This is a genomic window from Streptomyces tamarix, assembly GCF_032423885.1.
GTDB classification, from domain to species: domain Bacteria; phylum Actinomycetota; class Actinomycetes; order Streptomycetales; family Streptomycetaceae; genus Streptomyces; species Streptomyces tamarix.
In genome coordinates this window covers 1-19,046 of the sequence record NZ_JAWCTQ010000025.1, presented here as the reverse complement: position 1 = coordinate 19,046, position 19,046 = coordinate 1, and the positions used below count along the sequence as shown (strand labels likewise).

Genomic DNA, 19,046 nt, shown 5'->3' with positions numbered 1-19,046 from the left:
CCCAGCAGTACGGACATATACGGCACCCTCTATGCGAAAGGCCACGGCTCATGGGCATTCGGAGCTTGCTGCGCAAGGTGTTCGGACGCGACCGCGACGCGGAGCGCGACGAGTCGACGGACACTCCCTCCGTCCCGCCCCAGGCGGAACGCACGGTGCCCGGGGACGAGCCGCCGGCGACGGTCCCGTCCCAGGCGGAACGGCAGGCCCCGACCCCGGAGGAGGTCGCGGCGGAGCTGGTGGCGGCCTCCTTCGACAACCCGAAGCCCACGATCCCGACGGCCCGGGCCGATTCCTCGGAACCCCCGGCCGCCGAGCCCCCGGCCACTGCGGATCCGGCCACCACGAAGCCGGTCGCCTCGGACCCGGACCCCGTGACCACGGCCGCTGCGGACCCCGACCCCGTGACCACGGCCGCTGCGGAGCCGACCGCCTCGGAGCCGACTGCCGTGGAGCCGACTGCGCATGCGCCCGAGGCCGTGGACGCCCTGGACGCGGACCGGCCGGACGCCGCCGAGCCGGAGCCCGAGGCCAGGACAGCCGAGCAGCCCCCGGTGGACACCACCACCCCGGTGGCCGAGCCCGCCGCCGTGGAGCCGACCGTTGCGGAGCCGACCGCGCATGCGCCCGAGGCCGTGGACGCCCCCGACGCGGACAACGCGGACAACGCGGACACTGCCGCCACCCCCGAGCCCGAGGCCACGACAGCCGAGCAGCCCCCGGTGGAATCCGCCGAAACGGTGGCTGAACCCGCCGCCGTGGAGACCGCCGAACCCACCGCCGACACCGCACCGCAGGAGCCCGGTGCCACGACGGCCTCCGACGCGGACGGTACGGCCGCCGACCCCGTGGAAGCAGCACCGGACACGACCGCCCCGGAAGCCGGGGCCGCCGACGCGCCGCAGGAGCCCGAGACCGGGAACGCCCCCGCCGCGGACACCACGGACACCACCGAGGCGGACACCGCTGACGCGGACACCACGGACACCGCCGAGACGGACACCGCCACCGGTGCGGTCACCACCGGCCCGGACGGTGGAGCCGCTCCGGAGGCCCCGGGCGGCGGGACCCCGGAAGCCGGCGCCTCGGAAACGAAGACCCCGGAGACCAAGACCCCTGAGTCCAAGATCCCTGAGGCCAAGGCTTCAGAAGCCGAGGCCCCGGAAGCGGAGGCCCCGGAGGCCAAGAGCGGTGAGCCCGCCGTCGCGCTGCGGCGGGTCAAGGCCGTGGCGCCCGAGAACGTCGTCGAGGCGTACAAGGCCGCCGGCGCCGCGCTGCGCAAGCGGGGCCTCGCCGGGAAGCGGGCCACCGTGTACCTCGTGCTCGACCGGTCGGGGTCCATGCGCCCGTACTACAAGGACGGCAGCGCCCAGCACCTCGGCGAGCAGGCGCTCGCGCTCGCCGCGCACCTCGACGAGAACGCGACCGTGCCCGTCGTGTTCTTCTCCACCGAGGTCGACGGCACCGGCGACGTCACCCTCGACAACGTCGGGGGACGGATCGACACCCTGCACGACGGCCTCGGACGCATGGGCCGCACCAACTACGACCGCGCCGTCCGCGAGGTGCTCTCCCACCACGAGAAGGCCGACCCCGGCCGCCCCGCGCTGGTGATCTTCCAGACGGACGGCGCCCCCGAGTCGAAGACCGCCGCCACGCAGGCCCTCGCGGAGGCCGCCGCGACCGGGCGGCCGGTGTTCTGGCAGTTCGTCGCGTTCGGCGAGGAGGACGCCAAGGCGTTCGACTACCTGCGCAAGCTGGACGTCGACAACGCCGCCTTCTTCCACGCCGGCCCCGCCCCCCGGGACGTCCCGCACGCCCGCTTCTACCGCGAGCTCCTCGCCTCCTGGCCGGCCTGACCCCGGCCGTCCCGCCCCCGGCCGGTCCGAGGCGCCGCCGCCGGCGCGGGGGCCGGGTCCACCGTCACGACCGGGCCCCCGCCGATCCCACCGGGCTCACCGGCCCCACCGGCCCCGCCGGGCCCACCGCTCCCGCCAGGACCCGCGAGGGCGGCGAGCGGCTCGGGGGACGGCGGCTCGTCCCCGTCCGGGCCGACCCGGACCGCCGCGCCCCGGAGGCGGGCGGAGGCGAATGGAGGTGAGGGGGGCTTCGGCCGACCGATAGGATTTCGACCATGGCGGCCACTGGATCCGAGAAGCAGGGGGACGAAGGCGTGAAGGCCTTCTACGTATCGACCCCCATTTACTACGTCAACGACGCTCCTCACCTGGGCCACGCCTACACGACCGTCGCAGGCGACGTGCTCACGCGCTGGCACCGTCAGCGCGGCGAGAAGGTGTGGTACCTCACCGGCACGGACGAGCACGGTCAGAAGATCATGCGCACGGCCGACGCGAACGGGGTCACCCCCCAGGAGTGGTGCGACAAGCTCGTCGAGGAGGCGTGGAAGCCCCTCTGGCAGCACCTGGACATCGCGAACGACGACTTCATCCGCACCACGGAGAAGCGGCACACGGACCGCGTCCAGGAGTTCGTGCAGGACCTGTACGACAAGGGCGAGATCTACAAGGGCGGCTACGAGGGCCCGTACTGCGTGGGCTGCGAGGAGTACAAGCTCCCCGGCGACCTGATCGAGGACGAGCAGGGCACGAAGCTCTGCCCGATCCACAAGAAGCCGGTGGAGATCCTCAAGGAGGAGAACTACTTCTTCAAGCTCTCCGCGTACGGCCCGAAGCTCCTGGAGTTCTACGAGGCGAACCCGGGCTTCATCCAGCCCGAGTCGGCCCGCAACGAGGTCGTGAACTTCGTCAAGCAGGGCCTCCAGGACCTGTCGATCTCCCGCTCGACCTTCGACTGGGGCATCCCGATCCCGTGGGACGAGAAGCACGTCATCTACGTGTGGGTGGACGCGCTCCTGAACTACGCGACGGCCGTCGGCTACGGCTCCGACCAGGCGAAGTTCGAGTCGACGTTCCCCGCCGACGTGCACCTGGTCGGCAAGGACATCCTGCGCTTCCACGCGGTGATCTGGCCCGCGATGCTGATGGCGCAGGGCCTGCCCCTGCCGGGGAAGGTCGCGGCGAACGGCTGGCTGATGGTCGGCGGCGAGAAGATGTCGAAGTCGAACCTGACCGGCATCAAGCCGCAGGACCTGACCTCGCACTTCGGCGTGGACGCCTACCGCTGGTACTTCCTGCGGGCGATCGCGTTCGGCAGCGACGGCTCGTTCTCGTGGGAGGACTTCACCGCCCGCTACACCTCCGAGCTGGCCAACGACTACGGCAACCTCGCCTCGCGCGTCGCGGCGATGGTCGGCAAGTACTTCGACGGCGCCCTGCCGGAGGCCACGGCCGCCGGTGACGCCGAGCGGGCCGTCCGGGACGGCCTGGCGAAGGCGGTCGCGGAGGCCGACCGGAAGATCGGCGAGGAGCTGGACTTCCAGGGCGGCATCCTGGCGGTCTTCGACTTCGTGAAGCAGGTCAACGGCTACATCACGGAGCAGGAGCCCTGGAAGGTCGCGAAGGACACGTCGCCGGAGGGCCGTGCCCGCCTGGCGACGATCCTGTACACGGCGGCCGAGTCGCTCCGCGCGGTGGCCGTCCTGCTGAACCCGGTGATGCCGGAGACGTCCGGGAAGCTGTGGGAGTCCCTCGGCGCGGAGCCCGCCCTGGGCGCCCTCGCCGACCAGCCGCTCGCCGATGCCGGCAGGTGGGGTCAGCTCCCGCCCGGCGCGACGGTGACGAAGGGCGCGGTCCTGTTCCCGCGCCTGGAGGAGCCCAAGAAGGACGCCTGACGGCTCTCCGCGAGGACCGCCGCCCCACCCGCGGGGCGGCGGTCCCGTGCGTCCGGCACCCACCCGCCCGACGGCGAGACGGCCGTGACCGTCCGACAGGGGCACCACCCGCCCGACGGCGGCGCGGCACGGCTCGCCCGGCGGCCACCCCGCCACGGCACCACCCGCCCGACGGCCACCCGCCCACCGCACGGCAGGCACCACCCGCCCGCCCGACCAGGCACGGCACGGCACGGCACCACCCGACCGGCGACCGGCTGGCTGCGGGACGATCGTTCGGCGGTACGACCCGCCCGGCGGCCACCCGGTCGGGGCGCGGCGCGGCCGTCCGGTGACCGTCCGGCGACGACGAGGTCCCCGGCCCGACCCCCGCGTGCCCGCGCGCCCATACCGCCGCCGAGGAGCCTCCCGTGTCCGTTGCCGTCGCCCGCCGGGCCTGGCTGACCGACCTGCCCGTACTGCTGGTCGCCGTCGTGTGGGGGTCCAGTTACCTGGCCGCCAAGGGGATCACCACCGCCGGGACGGTGCTCGCCGTGCTCGTGCTGCGGTTCGCGGTCGTGGTGCCCGTGCTGGTCGTCGCCGGGTGGCGGAGGCTGCGGGGGATGAGCCGGGCGCAGGTGCGGGGGGCCGGGGTGCTGGGGGTGATCCTCGCGGGGATCTTCGTCCTGGAGACGTACGGCGTCGTCCACACCTCCGCGACCAACGCCGGGCTGATCATCAGCCTCACCATGGTCCTCACCCCGGTCGCGGAGAGCCTGGTGCGCCGGACCCGACTGTCCGGGGCGTTCGCGGCGGCGGCCGGGACGTCGGTGCTCGGGGTGGTGCTGCTGACGCAGGGCGCCGGGTTCAGCGCCCCGTCCGGCGGGGACCTGCTGATGCTGGGCGCCGCCGTGGCCCGTACGGCGCACGTGCTGGCGATGGCGCGGATGGGGTCGGTGCGGGGCGCGGACTCCCTGTCGCTGACGACCGTCCAGTTGGGCGGGGCGGTGTTGGTGTTCGCGCTGCTGGCGGTGGGGTCCGGCGGGGGCGGCGCGCCGTGGGCGGTGGCCGCCGGGTTCGGGGCGGGCGAGTGGCTGGGGCTGCTGTACCTGTCGGTGTTCTGCACGCTGTTCGCGTTCTTCGTCCAGATGTGGGCCGTACGGCGCACGTCCCCGTCGCGGGTGAGCCTCCTGCTCGGTACGGAGCCGGTGTGGGCGGCCGTGGTCGGCATCGCGCTGGCGGGCGACCGGCCGGGCTGGCTGGGGTTCGCGGGCGTCGTGCTGGTCCTGGGCGGTACGGCGTGGGGACGCGCCGCCGCCGACCGGGACGGGGACCAGGACGGGGACCGGAGCGGGGACCGGAGTAGGGGCCGGAGCGGAGACCAGGACGGGGACCGGAACAGAGACCAGGACGGGGACCGGGACGGGGACCGGGACGGGGACCGGGGGACGGTCGTCGGCGGGGGTGCCCGGCCCGGTGGTCCGGGCGGCGCCCCGGAACGGGCGCCGGTGCCCTGATCAGAGGCCCAGGCTCTGCACGTCGCCCATCACCACCACCGGCTTGTGCGCCGGGTCCAGCCACCTCAGCAGCTCCCGCATGTGGGCGCGGCCCAGCGACACGCAGCCCTGCGTGGGCCCGTCGTGGTCGACGTGGATCCAGATGCCGCCGCCGCGCTCCTCGCCGAGCGGGCGGGTCAGGTCGAGGGGGGTCGTACCGGAGACGCGGTTGTAGTTGATGGCGACGACGTAGTCGAACGACCCCTCCAGCGGTTCGCCCAGGGAGCCGCTGCCGGTGGCGGTGAAATCGGCGTTCTGGTCGTACGGGAGCTTCGCGCCCGGGTCCGGGAGGAGGCCGCCCGCGTCGGTGAGGCCGAAGACGCCGATCGGGGAGCGCAGGTCGTCCTGGACGTGGTGGTCGGTCCAGCCCCGCACGCCGTTGTGCGCGGGCCACGGTTCGGAGACGGCGGTCCAGCCGGTGCCGGGGCGGCGTTCGTACAGGGTGGCCGTGCCCGTGTTCACGTCCCGGCCGTGGCCCTGGACGACGAGGGCCTGGCGGCTGTCGTGCGGGATGGCGGCGCGGGTGGCCGGGCCGAGGCCGGGGATGCTGGCGGGCGCGGCGGGCGGTCCGGGCACGGCGCGCGGGGGCGCGTGGCCCTCCTGGCTCCGGGTGGCGGTGGCCGCGCCGGGACCCCTGTCGCGACCGCCGGCTCCGGCGCCGTCGCCGCCGGCGGCGCAGGCGGACAGCGGCAGGAGCGCGAGCAGCAGCGTCGCGGCGAGGAGGCGGCGGCGGGGGCGTCGCAGGACGGGCATGTCGGGCCTTTCGGTGGTGGCGGCTTCGGAGGCCGCGAGGGGCCTCCCCTTCACAGCTCCCACGGCGGGCCCCGCCCAGAACGCCCCTGCCCGCAGAACGCCCCCGTACGCGCGACCCCGCCCGGTCGGGTGCCCGCGGCGCGGGGCCGCCCGGGACGGCCGCGGCCCCGGGCTCCGGAGGGCCGGGAACCCGGGGCCTCGGGTCGTCCCCTGCGATCGGGGACCACCGGGGGTCAGACTCGCTGGTAGCGGAGCGCCGTGCGGCCGGAGCCGTCCGAGAAGATGTCGGCCCGGATCGTCTCGCCGACGCTGTTGACCCGCCTCACCTGCAGTCGGATCGTGGTCTCCTCGGTCACCGTGATGCGCTCGCTGATCGGCGCCGTCGACTGCTTGGCGACGATGCCCAGGGCGGGGATGTTCATGTGGGTGACAAGGCGCTCGCTCAGCGGCACCGCCTCGTTCTCGGTGACGTTCCAGAGCCGGGCCTGGATGGACGCGAGGAGGCGGTCGTCGGCCGCGATGCGCCCGCGGACGTCCGCGTCCAGGAGGTACGTTCCGGGCCGGGGCAACGTGACCCGCAGGGACGTGTTGACCCAGGTGCCCGACGCGGTCGGCTGTAGGTTCACGTTGCCCTGCTGCAGGTGCGCGACGCCCCCGTCGGGGCCCTGGGCGGCGGCTGGGGTGGTGTGGCTCTGCGTGGCGAGCACGGCGGCCAGGCAGAGGAGGAGGGCCGCGACGACGGCGGCGGAACGGGTGCGGACGGATTGCATGCTTCCTCCCGGACTCGAGCCCGATGGGCGGTTCCGCCACGGTAGGAAAGGGTGCACGAGGGAAGCAGTCACCCGAATGAGTGAAGGAGTATTCAATCGGACAATACGATTTGAGTGGATGTACTACTAGTGCGCCCCTTCGGTTCTCGCACGCCCTCGACACGGGCCGGTTCGCGCGGCGGAGGCAGCCGCACCCGGGTGAATCGGCGCCGGACCCCGGCGGGCCGGGCCACGGGAAAGGCCCCGGGACCGTGGGGTCCCGGGGCCTTCAGCCCGTCCGCGCCGTGCCTACTTGTCCGACACCGGCTTGCGCAGCGCGATGTTCAGCTCCCGCAGGCGCGCCTCGTCCAGCTCCGTCGGGGCGCCCATCATCAGGTCCTGGGCGTTGCCGTTGAGCGGGAAGGCGATCGTCTCGCGGATGTTCGGCTCGTCGGCCAGCAGCATGACGATGCGGTCGACACCGGGGGCGATGCCGCCGTGCGGCGGGGCGCCGAAGCGGAACGCGCGGAGCATGCCCGCGAACTCCTGCTCGACGGTCTCGCGGTCGTACCCGGCGATCTCGAACGCCTTGATCATGATCTCCGGCTCGTGGTTCCGGATCGCGCCGGAGGAGAGCTCGACGCCGTTGCAGACGATGTCGTACTGCCAGGCCAGGATGTCGAGCGGGTCCTTCTCCTCCAGGTCCTTCATGCCGCCCTGGGGCATCGAGAAGGGGTTGTGCGAGAAGTCGATCTTGCCGGTCTCCTCGTCCTTCTCGTACATCGGGAAGTCGACGATCCAGCAGAAGCGGAAGACGTTCTCCTCGAAGTGGCCGGCGCGCTTGGCGGCCTCGACGCGCACGGCGCCCATGATCTTGGAGACCTCGTCGAACTCGCCGGCGCCGAAGAACACGGCGTGGCCGGGCTTCAGGCCGAGGCGGTCGACGAGCGTCTTCACGTCCTCCTCGGTGAGGAACTTCGCGATCGGGCCGCTGAGCGTCATGTCCTCGCCGACGCGGATCCAGGCGAGGCCCTTCGCGCCGTGCTCGACGGCGAAGTCGCCCATCGAGTCGAAGAACTTGCGCGGCTGGTCCTGCACGGCCGGGACCGGCAGGGCGCGGACGTGCTTGCCGGCGAACGCCTTGAACCCGGAGTCCGCGAAGACGTCCGTGAGGTCGACGAGCTCCAGCCGGGCGCGCAGGTCCGGCTTGTCGGAGCCGTACTTCAGCATCGCCTCGCGGAACGGGATCCGCGGGAACGGCGACGTGACGTGGCGACCGCCGCCGAACTCCTCGAACAGCTCGGTCATGAGCTTCTCGATCGGCTGGAAGACGTCCTCCTGCTCGACGAAGGACATCTCCACGTCGAGCTGGTAGAACTCGCCCGGCGAGCGGTCGGCGCGGGCGTCCTCGTCGCGGAAGCAGGGCGCGATCTGGAAGTAGCGGTCGAAGCCGGAGACCATGAGCAGCTGCTTGAACTGCTGCGGCGCCTGCGGCAGCGCGTAGAACTTGCCCGGGTTGAGGCGGGAGGGCACGACGAAGTCGCGGGCGCCCTCGGGGGAGGTCGCGGTGAGGATCGGCGTGGCCATCTCGTTGAAGCCGAGGGCGACCATCTTCTGCCGGATCGCGGAGATCACGGCCGTGCGCAGCATGATGTTGCGGTGCATGCGCTCGCGGCGCAGGTCGAGGAAGCGGTACTCCAGGCGGCGCTCCTCGTTGACACCGTCGTCCGTGTTGATGGTGAAGGGCAGCGGGCCGGCGGCGCCCAGCACCTCGACCTCGGAGACCTCGACCTCGACCTCGCCGGTCGGCAGGTCCGCGTTGACGTTCTCGGCGCCGCGCGAGACGACCTTGCCGTCCACGCGGACGACGGACTCCTTGGTCTGCTTGTCGAGGGCCTCGTACGCGGGGGTGCCGGGCCGGGCGACGAGCTGCGTGATCCCGTAGTGGTCGCGCAGATCGATGAAGAGGATGCCGCCCAGGTCGCGCCGATTGTGCAGCCAGCCGCTGAGCCGGACGTCGGTGCCGACGTCAGAGGCGCGGAGCTCGCCGCAGGTGTGGGACCTGTACCGATGCATCGTCGTTCATCCAGTCTTGGGTGGGCGGGTAGGGCTCGACCCGTCAAGGTTACCGTCCGTCCCCTCGCCGCCTCCCTGGACGACCGGGCGGCCGTTCGGTGCCTTCGCACGGTGGTGGTGCTTCGGGCCGCACAGTGGCGGTGCTTCGGGCCCTCTCCATAAAGTGGGGCAATGCGCACCGAGGACGTCCTGGCCGCGATCCTGACCGGTCTGTGGCGTTGGGACAACGCGACCGGAATCGTCCAGCTCGACGCCGAGGCGGCCCGGTTGCTCGGGCTGCCCGCCGAGCCCGTGGAGCTGACGGAGGGCGCCGTGCGCTCCCGGTTCCACCCGGTCGACTGGAACGAGATCGACGGCGTGGTCAACCTGGCGCTCGCGGAGGGCACCCTCGCGGAGTCGCGACTGCGGGTGATGGACGAGAGCGGCCGGGTGGTCCGTACGGTGCGGTCGCGGGCGAAGCCGTCGGTGGACAGGACCGGGCTGCGGCTGGTCGGCACGGTGCAGGAGGTCGCGGAGCCGGAGCCGGGGAGGGCCGCGCGCTCGCCGGTGACGGGTGACTGGCGGCGGTCGCGGGAGGCGTTCCTGCTGGACGCGGGGCGGGCGCTGGCGGAGGCGCGGTCGACGGCGGAGGTGCTGCGGGTCGCGGCGTCGCTGTCGATGCCGGGGTTCTCGCCGGACGGGCTCGCGGTGTTCGGGGTCGCGGGCGACCGGCTGACGATCATCGGGCAGCACGGGTACGGCCCCGGTGACGAGGAGCCGTTCTCGGAGATGCCGCTGGACACGGACTACCCGGCGGCGGAGGTGGTCCGCACCGGGCGGGCGATCTACCTGTCGACGCCGGACGAGTACCGGGAGCGGTTCCCCACGACGTGGCCGCTGGCGCGGCGGTTCGGCCGGGAGTCGTGGGCGTTCCTGCCGCTGACCGTCGCGGGCCGGACGATGGGCGCGTGGCTGGCGGCCTTCACGTACCGGGTCGGGTTCACCCCGGACGAGCGGTCGGTGCTGACGACGGTGGCGCGGATGCTGGCGCAGGCGCTGGCCAGGGCGGGGGTCGCGGAGTCGGAGCGGGAGCTGTCGCTGGGGTTGCAGCGGACGATGCTGCCGGTGCTGGGCCCGGCGGTCCCCGGCATGGAGGTGGCCGCGCGGTACGTGCCGACGGGCGGCGGGCTCCAGGTGGGCGGCGACTGGTACGACATGATCCAGCTCCCCGGCGGGCGGGCCGCGTTCGTGATCGGCGACGTGCAGGGGCACGACGTGCGGGCGGCGGGGCTGATGGGCCAGTTGCGGATCGCCCTGCGCGCGTACGCCTCGGAGGGGCACCGGCCGGACGCGGTGCTGTCGCGGGCGTCGCGGTTCCTGTACGGGATCACGGAGGGCGGCAACGGCGGGGGCGACGCCGACGGGGCGCGGTTCGCGACGTGCCTGTACCTGGAGGTCGATCCGGCGACGGGCACGCTGGACATCGCCCGCGCCGGGCATCCGGACCCGGCGGTGCTGATGGCGGACGGCACGGTGATGATCCGGCCGACGGACGGCGGGCTGCCGCTGGGGATCGTCCCGGACACGGACTACCCGACGACGCGGATGACGCTGGAGCCGGGCGAGACGCTGATGATCTGCACGGACGGCCTGCTGGAGACCGGCGGGCACGACATGGAGACGGGCTGGCTGCGGGTCCGCAAGCTGCTGGAGGAGCACGAGCCGGGCCGGGAGTCGCTGGAGGAACTGGCGGACTCGCTGGTGCAGGCGGTGCACGGGCCGGGTTCGCACCACACGACGGGCCCGCTCGCGGACCGGCGCGAGGACGACATCGCGCTGCTGCTGCTGTCCCGTACGGGCGAGCCGGGCGGGCGGCTGGCACCGCCGCGGCGCACGGCGCTGACGGTCGCGCAGGCGGAGCCGGAGCGGATCGCGGGGGCGCGGCGTCAGCTGCGGGAGCTGCTGCACGACTGGGCGGACGAGGACCAGGTCGACTCGGCGGTGCTGATGGTGTCGGAGATGGTCACGAACGTGCTGGTCCACACGGACGGGGACGCACTGCTGGTGGCGGAGGCGCGCGGGGAGCGGGGCGGGCGGCGGCTGCGGGTGGAGGTCGCGGACGCGAGCGACGAGCTGCCGCACCGCCGGCGGCCGGGCGAGATGGCCTCCTCGGGGCGGGGGCTGGTGCTGATGGAGACGCTGGCGCACGCGTGGGGCGTGGACCCGCGGGGCGAGGGCAAGTCGATCTGGTTCGAGCTCTACGAGGGCGGGGCGCCGGCCGCCGGGTGACCGTAGTGCCGCCGCACCTCGCCGAGGACGCCGAACGCGGCGGCGGCGAGGGGCACGGCGAGCAGCATGCCGAGGATGCCCGCGACGGACGCGCCCGCGGTGATGGCGATCATGACGACGGCCGGGTGCATCTGGACGGTACGGCTCTGGATCAGCGGCTGGAGGACGTTCCCCTCCAGCACCTGCACGGCCAGGAGAACCCCCAGCGCCCACAGGGCGATGGCCAGGCCCCGGTCCGCGAAGGCGACGAGCACGGCGACGGCCCCGGAGAGGAACGCGCCGAGGTACGGGACGTAGGCGCCGACGAAGACGAGCGCGCCCAGCCCCACCGCGCCCGGCACGCGCAGCACGAGCAGTCCGGCGGTGATGAACGCGGCGTCGATCAGCGCGATCAGGGTGGTGCCGCGCATGAACCCCTCGACGGCTTCGAACGCGCGCCGCGCCATGGCCTCCACCATGTCGCCGGTCGACGCCGGTGCGAGCGAGCGCAGCGCGCCGACGGCGCGGCCGGAGTCCCGCAGGAAGAAGAAGACGAGGAACAGGGCGAGGACCGCCATGGCGATTACCTCGCCGACGACGCTGATCCCGCTGAGCACGCCGGACGCGGCGGTCGAGCCGAACCGGCCGAGGAGGCCCCTGGCATTGGCGGCGAGGTCGTCGAGGGAGGTGCCGGCGGCGCCGAGGGGGCCGGCGAGGTCCCGGGCGGCGCGGCGCAGGGACACGACGATCTGGTCGCCGGTGTCGATGAGCGCGGCGACGACGACGTAGGCGGCGCCGCCGCAGACGGCGACGACGGCGGTGCAGGTCAGCCCGGCGGCGAGGGAGCGGTTGAGGCGCATCGCGACGAGCCGGCGGTGGAGGGGGCCGAGCAGGGCGGTGCCGAGGAGGGCGAGGAGGACCGGGACGACGGCGGTCCGGAAGGTGACGCACAGCCAGACGGCGACGGCCGCGGCGCCCGTGACGAGGAGGGCGACGGCGCACCAGGCGGCGAGGCGGCGGACGGGTTCGGGCAGCGGGGACGGCGGCACGCCCCCAGCGCACCACGCGCGCGCGGGCCCCGCACTCCGGCGGGACCCACGCGGGTGACGTACCGTCAGAGACGGTCAGAGGGGCTGGTCCTCGCCCATGCCGTGGACGGCGGGGACGCGGCCGAGACGGCCGGCCTGGAAGTCCTCGAACGCCTGGAGCAGCTCGTCGCGGGTGTTCATGACGAACGGCCCGTAGTGCGCCATGGGCTCCCGGATGGGCCGCCCACCGAGGAGCACGACCTCCAGGTCGGGCGTGTTGCCGTCCTGCTTCTCGTCGGCCCGTACGGTGACCGCGCCCCCGTCGCCGAAGACGGCGGTCTGGCCCGTGTGGACGGGACGCCGTTCCGTGCCGACCGTGCCGCGCCCGGCGAGGACGTACGCGAGGGCGTTGAAGTCGGAGCGCCAGGGCAGCGTGACCTCGGAGCCGGGGCGCAGCGTGGCGTGGACCATGGTGATGGGCGTGTGGGTGATGCCCGGGCCCTCGTGCCCGTCCAGCTCGCCGGCGATGACGCGCAGGAGCGCGCCGCCGTCGGAGGAGGTGAGGAGCTTGACGGAGCCGCCGCGGATGTCCTGGTAGCGGGGGTCCTTCATCTTGTCCTTGGCGGGGAGGTTCACCCACAGCTGGAGGCCGTGGAAGAGGCCGCCGGACATGACGAGCGACTCCGGGGGCGCCTCGATGTGCAGGAGCCCCGACCCGGCGGTCATCCACTGGGTGTCGCCGTTGGTGATGGTGCCGCCGCCGCCGTTGGAGTCCTGGTGGACGAAGGTGCCGTCGATCAGGTACGTGACGGTCTCGAAGCCGCGGTGCGGGTGCCAGGGGGTGCCCTTGGGCTCGCCCGGCGCGTACTCCACCTCGCCCATCTGGTCCATCATGATGAACGGGTCGAGGTGGCGGTAGTTGATCCCGGCGAACGCGCGGCGGACCGGGAAGCCCTCGCCCTCGAAGCCGCTCGGCGCGGTGACCACGGTGAGGACCTTGCGGGCCTGGGCGTCCGCCGGTGCGGTGACGCGGGGCAGGGTGAGCGGGTTCTCGACGGTGACGGCGGGCATTGCGGACCTCCGGGTGTCGGCGGGGCGGCGTGCGCCCACTTTAGTTGAAGGTTGAACTTCCTGCCAGTGGAACACCGCACCGGGCCCCCTTGTTCCCGGGCCGGCCGCATCGGCGGGGTGCGGGAGGGGCCTCCTCGACGGCGCGCACCCCTCCCCGCCCCGGGCGAGCGGGGACGCCGCGACCTCCCCCGGCCGCGCCCGCCACGGTCGCCGGACGAGCCGTACGGGTGAGGGCCGTCCCGCCGCGCCGATCGCCGGTCACCGCACCGGCGGGGGCCGGACAGCGCCGCGCCCCGGGCGCCGGGCGCGTCCAGGGTGGCGCCGCCGCGGCTCGCGGCGAGCCGTCCGGGGCGCGTCACGGGCCCGTGGGCACGCGTGCGGTGGTGGCCGGACCTCCACCCGGTCGAGTGCGGGGACGCCCGCCGCGTCGGCGGGCCCGTGGGCACGCGTGCGGTGGCGGCCGGGATGACCGGTTCGCCCCGCCGGAAGACGGCGGTCCGCCGTGCCGAACGGGCCCGGTCCGGGACTTCACCGCCCACTCGCGGCACCAGGTCCACCAGGGCACAGGGCGTACAGGGCGAATTCGCGGATCAGCAGCGTGCTCGGCGGCTCCCCGGCCGGCCGGGACGGCACGCGGGGACGGCGCCCCCTGGAGGACGTCGGGCCCGGCGGCCACGTGGCGCGCGGACGCGCTGCCGGCGGGCCGCTCGCCCCTCGAACACCGGGCGGACCCTGGAGGGTCGACCGTCCGCCTGGAGGCCGACTGCCCTCCCTGCCGACCACGGGGGACCGAAGGACGAAACGGTGCGGCGACCGCGTACGACCGGTCGGTGTCCGAACCGGCCCTATCCGTACATCCGGCGCATCGCGAAGTCGACCATCTCCTCGACGGCCTTCGCGTCGAACACGATCCGGTGGTCGCCCTCCATGTCGAGGACGAAGCCGTACCCGGTCGGGAGGAGGTCCAGGACCTCCGCGCCGGTGATCACGAAGTACTTCGACTCCTTGCCGGCGTACCGGCGGAGCTGCTTCAGCGAGGTGAACATCGGGATGACCGGCTGCTGCGTGTTGTGCAGCGCGAGGAAGCCGGGGTTGTCGCCGCGCGGGCAGTACACCTTCGACGTGGCGAAGATCTGCTGGAAGTCCTCGGCGGACAGCGAGCCCGTGGTGAACGCGCGTACGGCGTCCGCGAGGGACGGCGGGGACGGCTCCGGGTACAGCGGCGGCTGCTGCCCGTACCCCTGCTGGGGCGGGGCGTACTGCTGCTGGGCGCCCGGGTTCTGCTCGTAGCCGTACATGCACGCAAGGGTACTGAGTGCCCGGGGCCCCGTGGCGCGCGCCCGGCGAGTTCGCGCCGCCGCCACCGCGGGGTGCCTCAGCCGCGCACCGCACTGGAGACGAACAGCGCGCCGGTGGGCGCGAGCACCGCCGCCGCGCCCACCGACCAGTACAGCCGCCCGGACCCCCCGGCCCTGCGCCGCACGGGCCGGTTGGCGAGCCACCACACGAGCCCGAACAGCACCAGGACCGGCGTGGCGACGATGAACCACGGCAGCATGCCGTCGTTCTCGGTCGGCTCCCGCTGCGTCCACCCGAGCCCCGCGAGCGGCCAGTTCGACGCCCAGTACCAGACCAGCCAGAACGGTACGACCCCGGGAATCCCGAGGAACACGTTCAGCCCCACGCCCACCGCCAGCCACTTCCGCATCGGCCCAGTCTCCCAGGGGGCGAGGCGTGTCGGTGGCGGGGCCTAGGGTCACCCCATGAGTGCGCAGAGATGGGCGGGAGTCCGCGAGCGGGTCACGGCGCTGGCCGGGGCGCCGGGCGTGGCGGCGGTGTTCGGGTTCCCCCGGGGCGGTCCGCCGCTGGAAGACCCCTTGACGGAGGGGGAGTTGGCGGCCCTGGAGCGGTACGCCGGGGTACGGCTGCCGGAGGAGTACCGCGACTTCCTGCTGCACGTCGGCGCGGGCGGCGTGGGCCCCGCGTACGGCGTGTACCCGGTCCGAGGGCGCCCGGACGGCACGTGGCAGTGGCACGGGGACGGCGCCGACATGACGCTGCCGCGGCGCCTCGCCGAGCCGTTCCCGGTGGACCGGGTGGACCCCGAGGTCCTCGACGCCCTGGTGGCCGAGCAGCCGGACGAGGAGGAGTACGACGACGAGGACGCGTTCGACGCGGCGCACGAGGCATGGGAGGAGCGCATGGAAGCCCTCCTGTGGACGGACGAGTCGACGGTCGGAGCGATCTGCCTGTCCACCACGGGGTGCGCCCAGCGCCAGTGGCTGGTCGTGTCCGGCCCCGAACGCGGCAACATGTGGGACGACCCGCGCTGCGACGACGCCGACCTGGAGCCGATGGGCGTCACGTTCGCGGAGTGGTACCTGAACTGGCTGGACGACGCGACCCGCACTGCGGGAGCGGCGTAGGGCTCAGCCCTTCAGCGCCTCGACGAACGGCACCCAGGCGCGAGCGGACACCACGAGCACGTCCCCGTCCGGCACCTTGGAGTCCCGGACGGGGACGACACCGGGGAGACTGTCGGAGACTTCGACGCAATCGCCACCAGAGGTGTTGCTGTAGCTGCTCTTACGCCACCGGGCGCCGGTCAACCCAAGCTGTCTGCTTGTCATTACGGTAGTCCTCTGCCGCTTCCTCGATCAGGGCAAGGGACGCCTCGGGTGACAACGCGACGGCCCTCAACACATCGTAGGACTTCTGGTATTGCTTCACGAGTGCCGGATCGTCAACCGTGAGCCCGTGGTGCTGGGACTCCGTGTAAACCAATGGCGGTGCGTCCGCGAAGGTCAACACCATGGCGTTGCTCAACATGAGCGGATGCGCGCCGGCCCTCCACGGAACGACCTGTGCAATTACCCGGTGGTTCACGGTCAGGTCCAGGATGTGCCTCAGTTGCTCCGCCATCCTCCTGGGGGGCAGCACCGGCATCCTCAGCACCGTCTCGTGCAGGATCACCCAGTACTCCGGGTCTTTGCCGCCGCCCTGGAGGAGCTTTGCCCGAGCCAGCCTTCCCTGCACCCTGGCCTCGATCTCCTCCGGAGACTGCACATGCTCGCCGTGGAAGAGTGCACGCATGTAGGGCTCGGCTTGCAGCAACCCCGGAATGACGGCAGGCGCCCACTGCTCAATCGTCTCCGCGCGCTTCTCCGCCTCCAAGATGCGCTCGAAGTACTCGGCGTGGCCCCGCAGGCGGGCCCGCCGCACGTCGTCGCAGCACCGCTCGAAGTACCCGTCCGTCTTCAGGACGCGGTCCACGTGGCGGGCCAGGTCGACCGGCATGCGGCGCTGGCCGCGCTCGATCTCGCTCAGGTACGTCGCCCCGTAGAAGCTGCCCTCCACCAGCTGCTCCAGCGTGAGCGCCGCACGCTCGCGCTGGAAGCGCAGTTCCTTGCCGTAGAAGCACGGGACGCTCTCCGACCCGTCGATGTCCTTGCGCTGCCCTCGCGCCATCGGAGATCACCTTTCACACCTCGCGCCGTGGTGGGCGAACGCCTTCCACCGTACGCACCGGCGCGCCATTGTGTGACCGCTTCGTCACAGCACGCACAGAAAGGGTGAACCCGATGACCGCGCACTACGACCCGGAGCGGGACCAGGAGGCCCGCAGCCTCGTGAGCGACCTGCGGACCGTCCTCGGAACGCACGGGATCAAGCTGCCGTCGCTCGGGCGGGACTACGGCGATCCGACGCTCATCACGCTCGGGAACTGCAACCTGGCGACCGCCAAGGCCCTGGTGGACGCCCTTCGACAGGCGTAACGCGTCACAGTTCGGGCGGCAGGGGTTGCCCTTATTACCCACGGGTAGCATCATCGTAGCTACCAACTGGTAGATGCACGAGGAACCTGCCTCCCGATCCCTTACGGAGCCGTCGCCATGGGGCACTACAAGTCGAATCTCCGCGACATCGAGTTCAACCTCTTCGAGGTCCTCGGCCGCGACAAGGTGTACGGCACCGGTCCGTTCGAGGAGATGGACGTCGAGACCGCCAAGAGCGTCCTGGACGAGCTCCGCCGGCTCGCGGAGAACGAGTTCGCCGAGTCCTTCGCCGACGCGGACCGCAACCCGCCGGTCTTCGACCCGGAGACGAACACCGCGCCGATCCCGGAGTCGTTCAAGAAGTCCTACAAGGCGTTCATGGACTCCGAGTACTGGCGGCTCGGCCTGCCGGAGGAGATCGGCGGCACGACCTCGCCCCGCTCGCTCATCTGGGCGTACGCGGAGCTGATCCTCGGCTCGAACCCGGCCGTCTGGATGTACTCCTCCGGCCCGGCCTTCGCCGGCGTCCTCTTCGAGGAGGGCAACGAGGCGCAGAAGAAGATCGCCGAGATCGCGGTCGAGAGGCAGTGGGGCTCCACCATGGTGCTGACCGAGCCGGACGCCGGCTCGGACGTGGGCGCCGGCCGCACCAAGGCCGTCCAGCAGGAGGACGGCTCGTGGCACATCGAGGGCGTGAAGCGCTTCATCACCTCCGGTGAGCACGACATGTCGGAGAACATCCTCCACTACGTCCTCGCCCGTCCCGAGGGTGCCGGTCCGGGCACCAAGGGCCTGTCGCTGTTCCTCGTCCCGAAGTACCACTTCGACTGGGAGACCGGCGAGCTGGGCGAGCGCAACGGCGTCTACGCGACGAACGTCGAGCACAAGATGGGCCTCAAGGCGTCCAACACGTGCGAGATGACCTTCGGCGACAAGCACCCCGCCAAGGGCTGGCTGATCGGCGACAAGCACGACGGCATCCGCCAGATGTTCCGCATCATCGAGTTCGCCCGCATGATGGTCGGCACGAAGGCCATCGCCACCCTGTCGACGGGCTACCTCAACGCGCTGGAGTACGCCAAGGAGCGCGTCCAGGGCCCCGACCTGGCGAACTTCATGGACAAGACCGCGCCGAAGGTCACCATCACGCACCACCCCGACGTGCGCCGCTCGCTCATGACGCAGAAGGCGTACGCGGAGGGCATGCGCGCCCTCGTCATGTACACCGCCGCGATCCAGGACGAGATCCAGGTCAAGGAGGCGGCCGGCGAGGACGCCAAGGCGCTGCACGGCCTGAACGACCTGCTGCTGCCGATCGTGAAGGGCTACGGCTCCGAGAAGTCGTACGAGCAGCTCGCCCAGTCCCTCCAGACGTTCGGCGGCTCCGGGTACCTCCAGGAGTACCCGATCGAGCAGTACATCCGCGACGCCAAGATCGACACCCTCTACGAGGGCACCACGGCCATCCAGGGCCAGGACTTCTTCTTCCGGAAGATCGTCCGCGACCAGGGCGCCTCGCTGAACGCCCTCTCCGAGGAGATCAAGAAGTTCCTCGCGCTGGGCACCGGCGGCGACGAGCTGGCCGGCGCCCGCGAAGCGCTCGCCAAGGCGGCCGTCGACCTGGAGGGGATCGTCGGCAAGATGCTCACCGACCTCACCGCGACCGGCGAGGACGTCAAGAACATCTACAAGGTCGGCCTGAACACCACGCGCCTGCTCATGGCCTCCGGTGACGTCGTCGTCGGCTACCTGCTGCTGCGCGGTGCCGCCGTCGCCGCCGAGAAGCTGGCCGCCGGCGCCTCCGCGAAGGACGCCGCCTTCTACCGGGGCAAGATCGCGGCGGCGAAGTTCTTCGCGGCCAACGTCCTGCCCGGCGTCGCCACCGAGCGCCTGATCGCCGAAGGCGTCGACAACTCCCTGATGGAGCTGGACGAGGCCGCCTTCTGACCGGCGCCCCACCCGCGGCCTGACGGCCCGCTCCCCCGGACGGTCCGGTCCGGGGGAGCGGGCCGTCCGCGCGTCCGCCCCCCCCCCCCCGGCCGGCCGCTCCGGAGCCC

General features: G+C 72.7%; 15 protein-coding genes and 1 pseudogene. 7 read left to right on the top strand and 9 right to left on the bottom strand.

Annotation, left to right across the window (positions count from 1 at the left end; translation table 11 throughout):
* Positions 1-50 precede the first annotated feature (50 nt).
* The 3 genes and pseudogenes from RND61_RS19755 to RND61_RS19745 form a co-directional block, all read left to right on the top strand.
* Entirely contained in the window at positions 51-1,859 is a 1,809-nt protein-coding gene (locus RND61_RS19755) for a VWA domain-containing protein (protein WP_315879337.1), read from the top strand.
* Positions 1,860-2,134: 275 nt separating this feature from the next.
* Positions 2,135-3,754 carry a methionine--tRNA ligase gene (metG, locus tag RND61_RS19750; protein ID WP_315879336.1) on the top strand — a complete coding sequence of 540 codons (1,620 nt, stop codon included), beginning with the start codon at positions 2,135-2,137 and terminating at the stop codon, positions 3,752-3,754.
* Positions 3,755-4,164: 410 nt separating this feature from the next.
* Positions 4,165-5,055: pseudogene (locus tag RND61_RS19745) on the top strand (DMT family transporter); the annotation flags it as partial.
* A gap of 195 nt (positions 5,056-5,250) precedes the next feature.
* Here the strand turns inward: RND61_RS19745 and RND61_RS19740 are convergent.
* From RND61_RS19740 to aspS, 3 genes are all read right to left on the bottom strand, one after another.
* Entirely contained in the window at positions 5,251-6,042 is a 792-nt protein-coding gene (locus RND61_RS19740) for a L,D-transpeptidase family protein (protein ID WP_315879335.1), read from the bottom strand.
* Positions 6,043-6,275: 233 nt separating this feature from the next.
* Entirely contained in the window at positions 6,276-6,812 is a 537-nt protein-coding gene (locus RND61_RS19735) for a hypothetical protein (protein ID WP_315879334.1), read from the bottom strand.
* Positions 6,813-7,100: 288 nt separating this feature from the next.
* Positions 7,101-8,867, bottom strand: a complete 1,767-nt coding sequence (gene aspS / locus RND61_RS19730; protein ID WP_315879333.1) for an aspartate--tRNA ligase — start codon at positions 8,865-8,867, stop codon at positions 7,101-7,103.
* 171 nt (positions 8,868-9,038) lie between these two features.
* On the opposite strand from aspS, the gene RND61_RS19725 reads away from it, so the two are divergent.
* Positions 9,039-11,135, top strand: a complete 2,097-nt coding sequence (locus RND61_RS19725; RefSeq protein WP_315879332.1) for a SpoIIE family protein phosphatase — start codon at positions 9,039-9,041, stop codon at positions 11,133-11,135.
* On the opposite strand, the gene RND61_RS19720 is transcribed toward RND61_RS19725, so the two are convergent.
* From RND61_RS19720 to RND61_RS19705, 4 genes are all read right to left on the bottom strand, one after another.
* The gene (locus RND61_RS19720; protein WP_315879331.1) at positions 11,105-12,163 is read right to left on the bottom strand and encodes an AI-2E family transporter; all 1,059 of its coding nucleotides are present in this window, start codon (positions 12,161-12,163) and stop codon (positions 11,105-11,107) included. The genes RND61_RS19725 and RND61_RS19720 overlap by 31 nt on opposite strands.
* 75 nt (positions 12,164-12,238) lie before the next feature.
* Positions 12,239-13,213, bottom strand: coding sequence for a pirin family protein (locus RND61_RS19715; protein ID WP_315879330.1), 975 nt, complete (start codon positions 13,211-13,213; stop codon positions 12,239-12,241).
* Positions 13,214-14,058: 845 nt separating this feature from the next.
* Positions 14,059-14,511, bottom strand: coding sequence for an SseB family protein (locus RND61_RS19710; RefSeq protein ID WP_315879329.1), 453 nt, complete (start codon positions 14,509-14,511; stop codon positions 14,059-14,061).
* A 77-nt stretch (positions 14,512-14,588) separates the two neighbouring features.
* A complete protein-coding gene (locus RND61_RS19705; RefSeq protein WP_315879328.1) occupies positions 14,589-14,921 on the bottom strand; it encodes a hypothetical protein in 333 nt (110 codons plus the stop codon).
* A gap of 55 nt (positions 14,922-14,976) precedes the next feature.
* Between RND61_RS19705 and RND61_RS19700 the strand changes: the two genes are divergently transcribed.
* On the top strand, positions 14,977-15,639 hold the full coding sequence (locus tag RND61_RS19700) for an SMI1/KNR4 family protein (protein WP_315879327.1): 663 nt from the start codon (positions 14,977-14,979) through the stop codon (positions 15,637-15,639).
* Positions 15,640-15,642: 3 nt separating this feature from the next.
* Here the strand turns inward: RND61_RS19700 and RND61_RS19695 are convergent, their stop codons facing one another.
* Both RND61_RS19695 and RND61_RS19690 read right to left on the bottom strand, forming a co-directional pair.
* The gene (locus RND61_RS19695) at positions 15,643-15,843 is read right to left on the bottom strand and encodes a DUF397 domain-containing protein (RefSeq protein ID WP_315879326.1); all 201 of its coding nucleotides are present in this window, start codon (positions 15,841-15,843) and stop codon (positions 15,643-15,645) included.
* Positions 15,800-16,681, bottom strand: a complete 882-nt coding sequence (locus tag RND61_RS19690; protein WP_315879325.1) for a helix-turn-helix domain-containing protein — start codon at positions 16,679-16,681, stop codon at positions 15,800-15,802. The genes RND61_RS19695 and RND61_RS19690 overlap by 44 nt, the downstream gene beginning before the upstream one ends.
* A 113-nt stretch (positions 16,682-16,794) precedes the next feature.
* On the opposite strand from RND61_RS19690, the gene RND61_RS19685 reads away from it, so the two are divergent.
* Complete coding sequence (locus tag RND61_RS19685) at positions 16,795-16,989, top strand: hypothetical protein (RefSeq protein ID WP_315879324.1); 195 nt, start codon at positions 16,795-16,797, stop codon at positions 16,987-16,989.
* A 117-nt stretch (positions 16,990-17,106) separates the two neighbouring features.
* Complete coding sequence (locus RND61_RS19680) at positions 17,107-18,936, top strand: acyl-CoA dehydrogenase (protein ID WP_315879323.1); 1,830 nt, start codon at positions 17,107-17,109, stop codon at positions 18,934-18,936.
* The last annotated feature ends 110 nt before the right edge of the window (positions 18,937-19,046 follow it).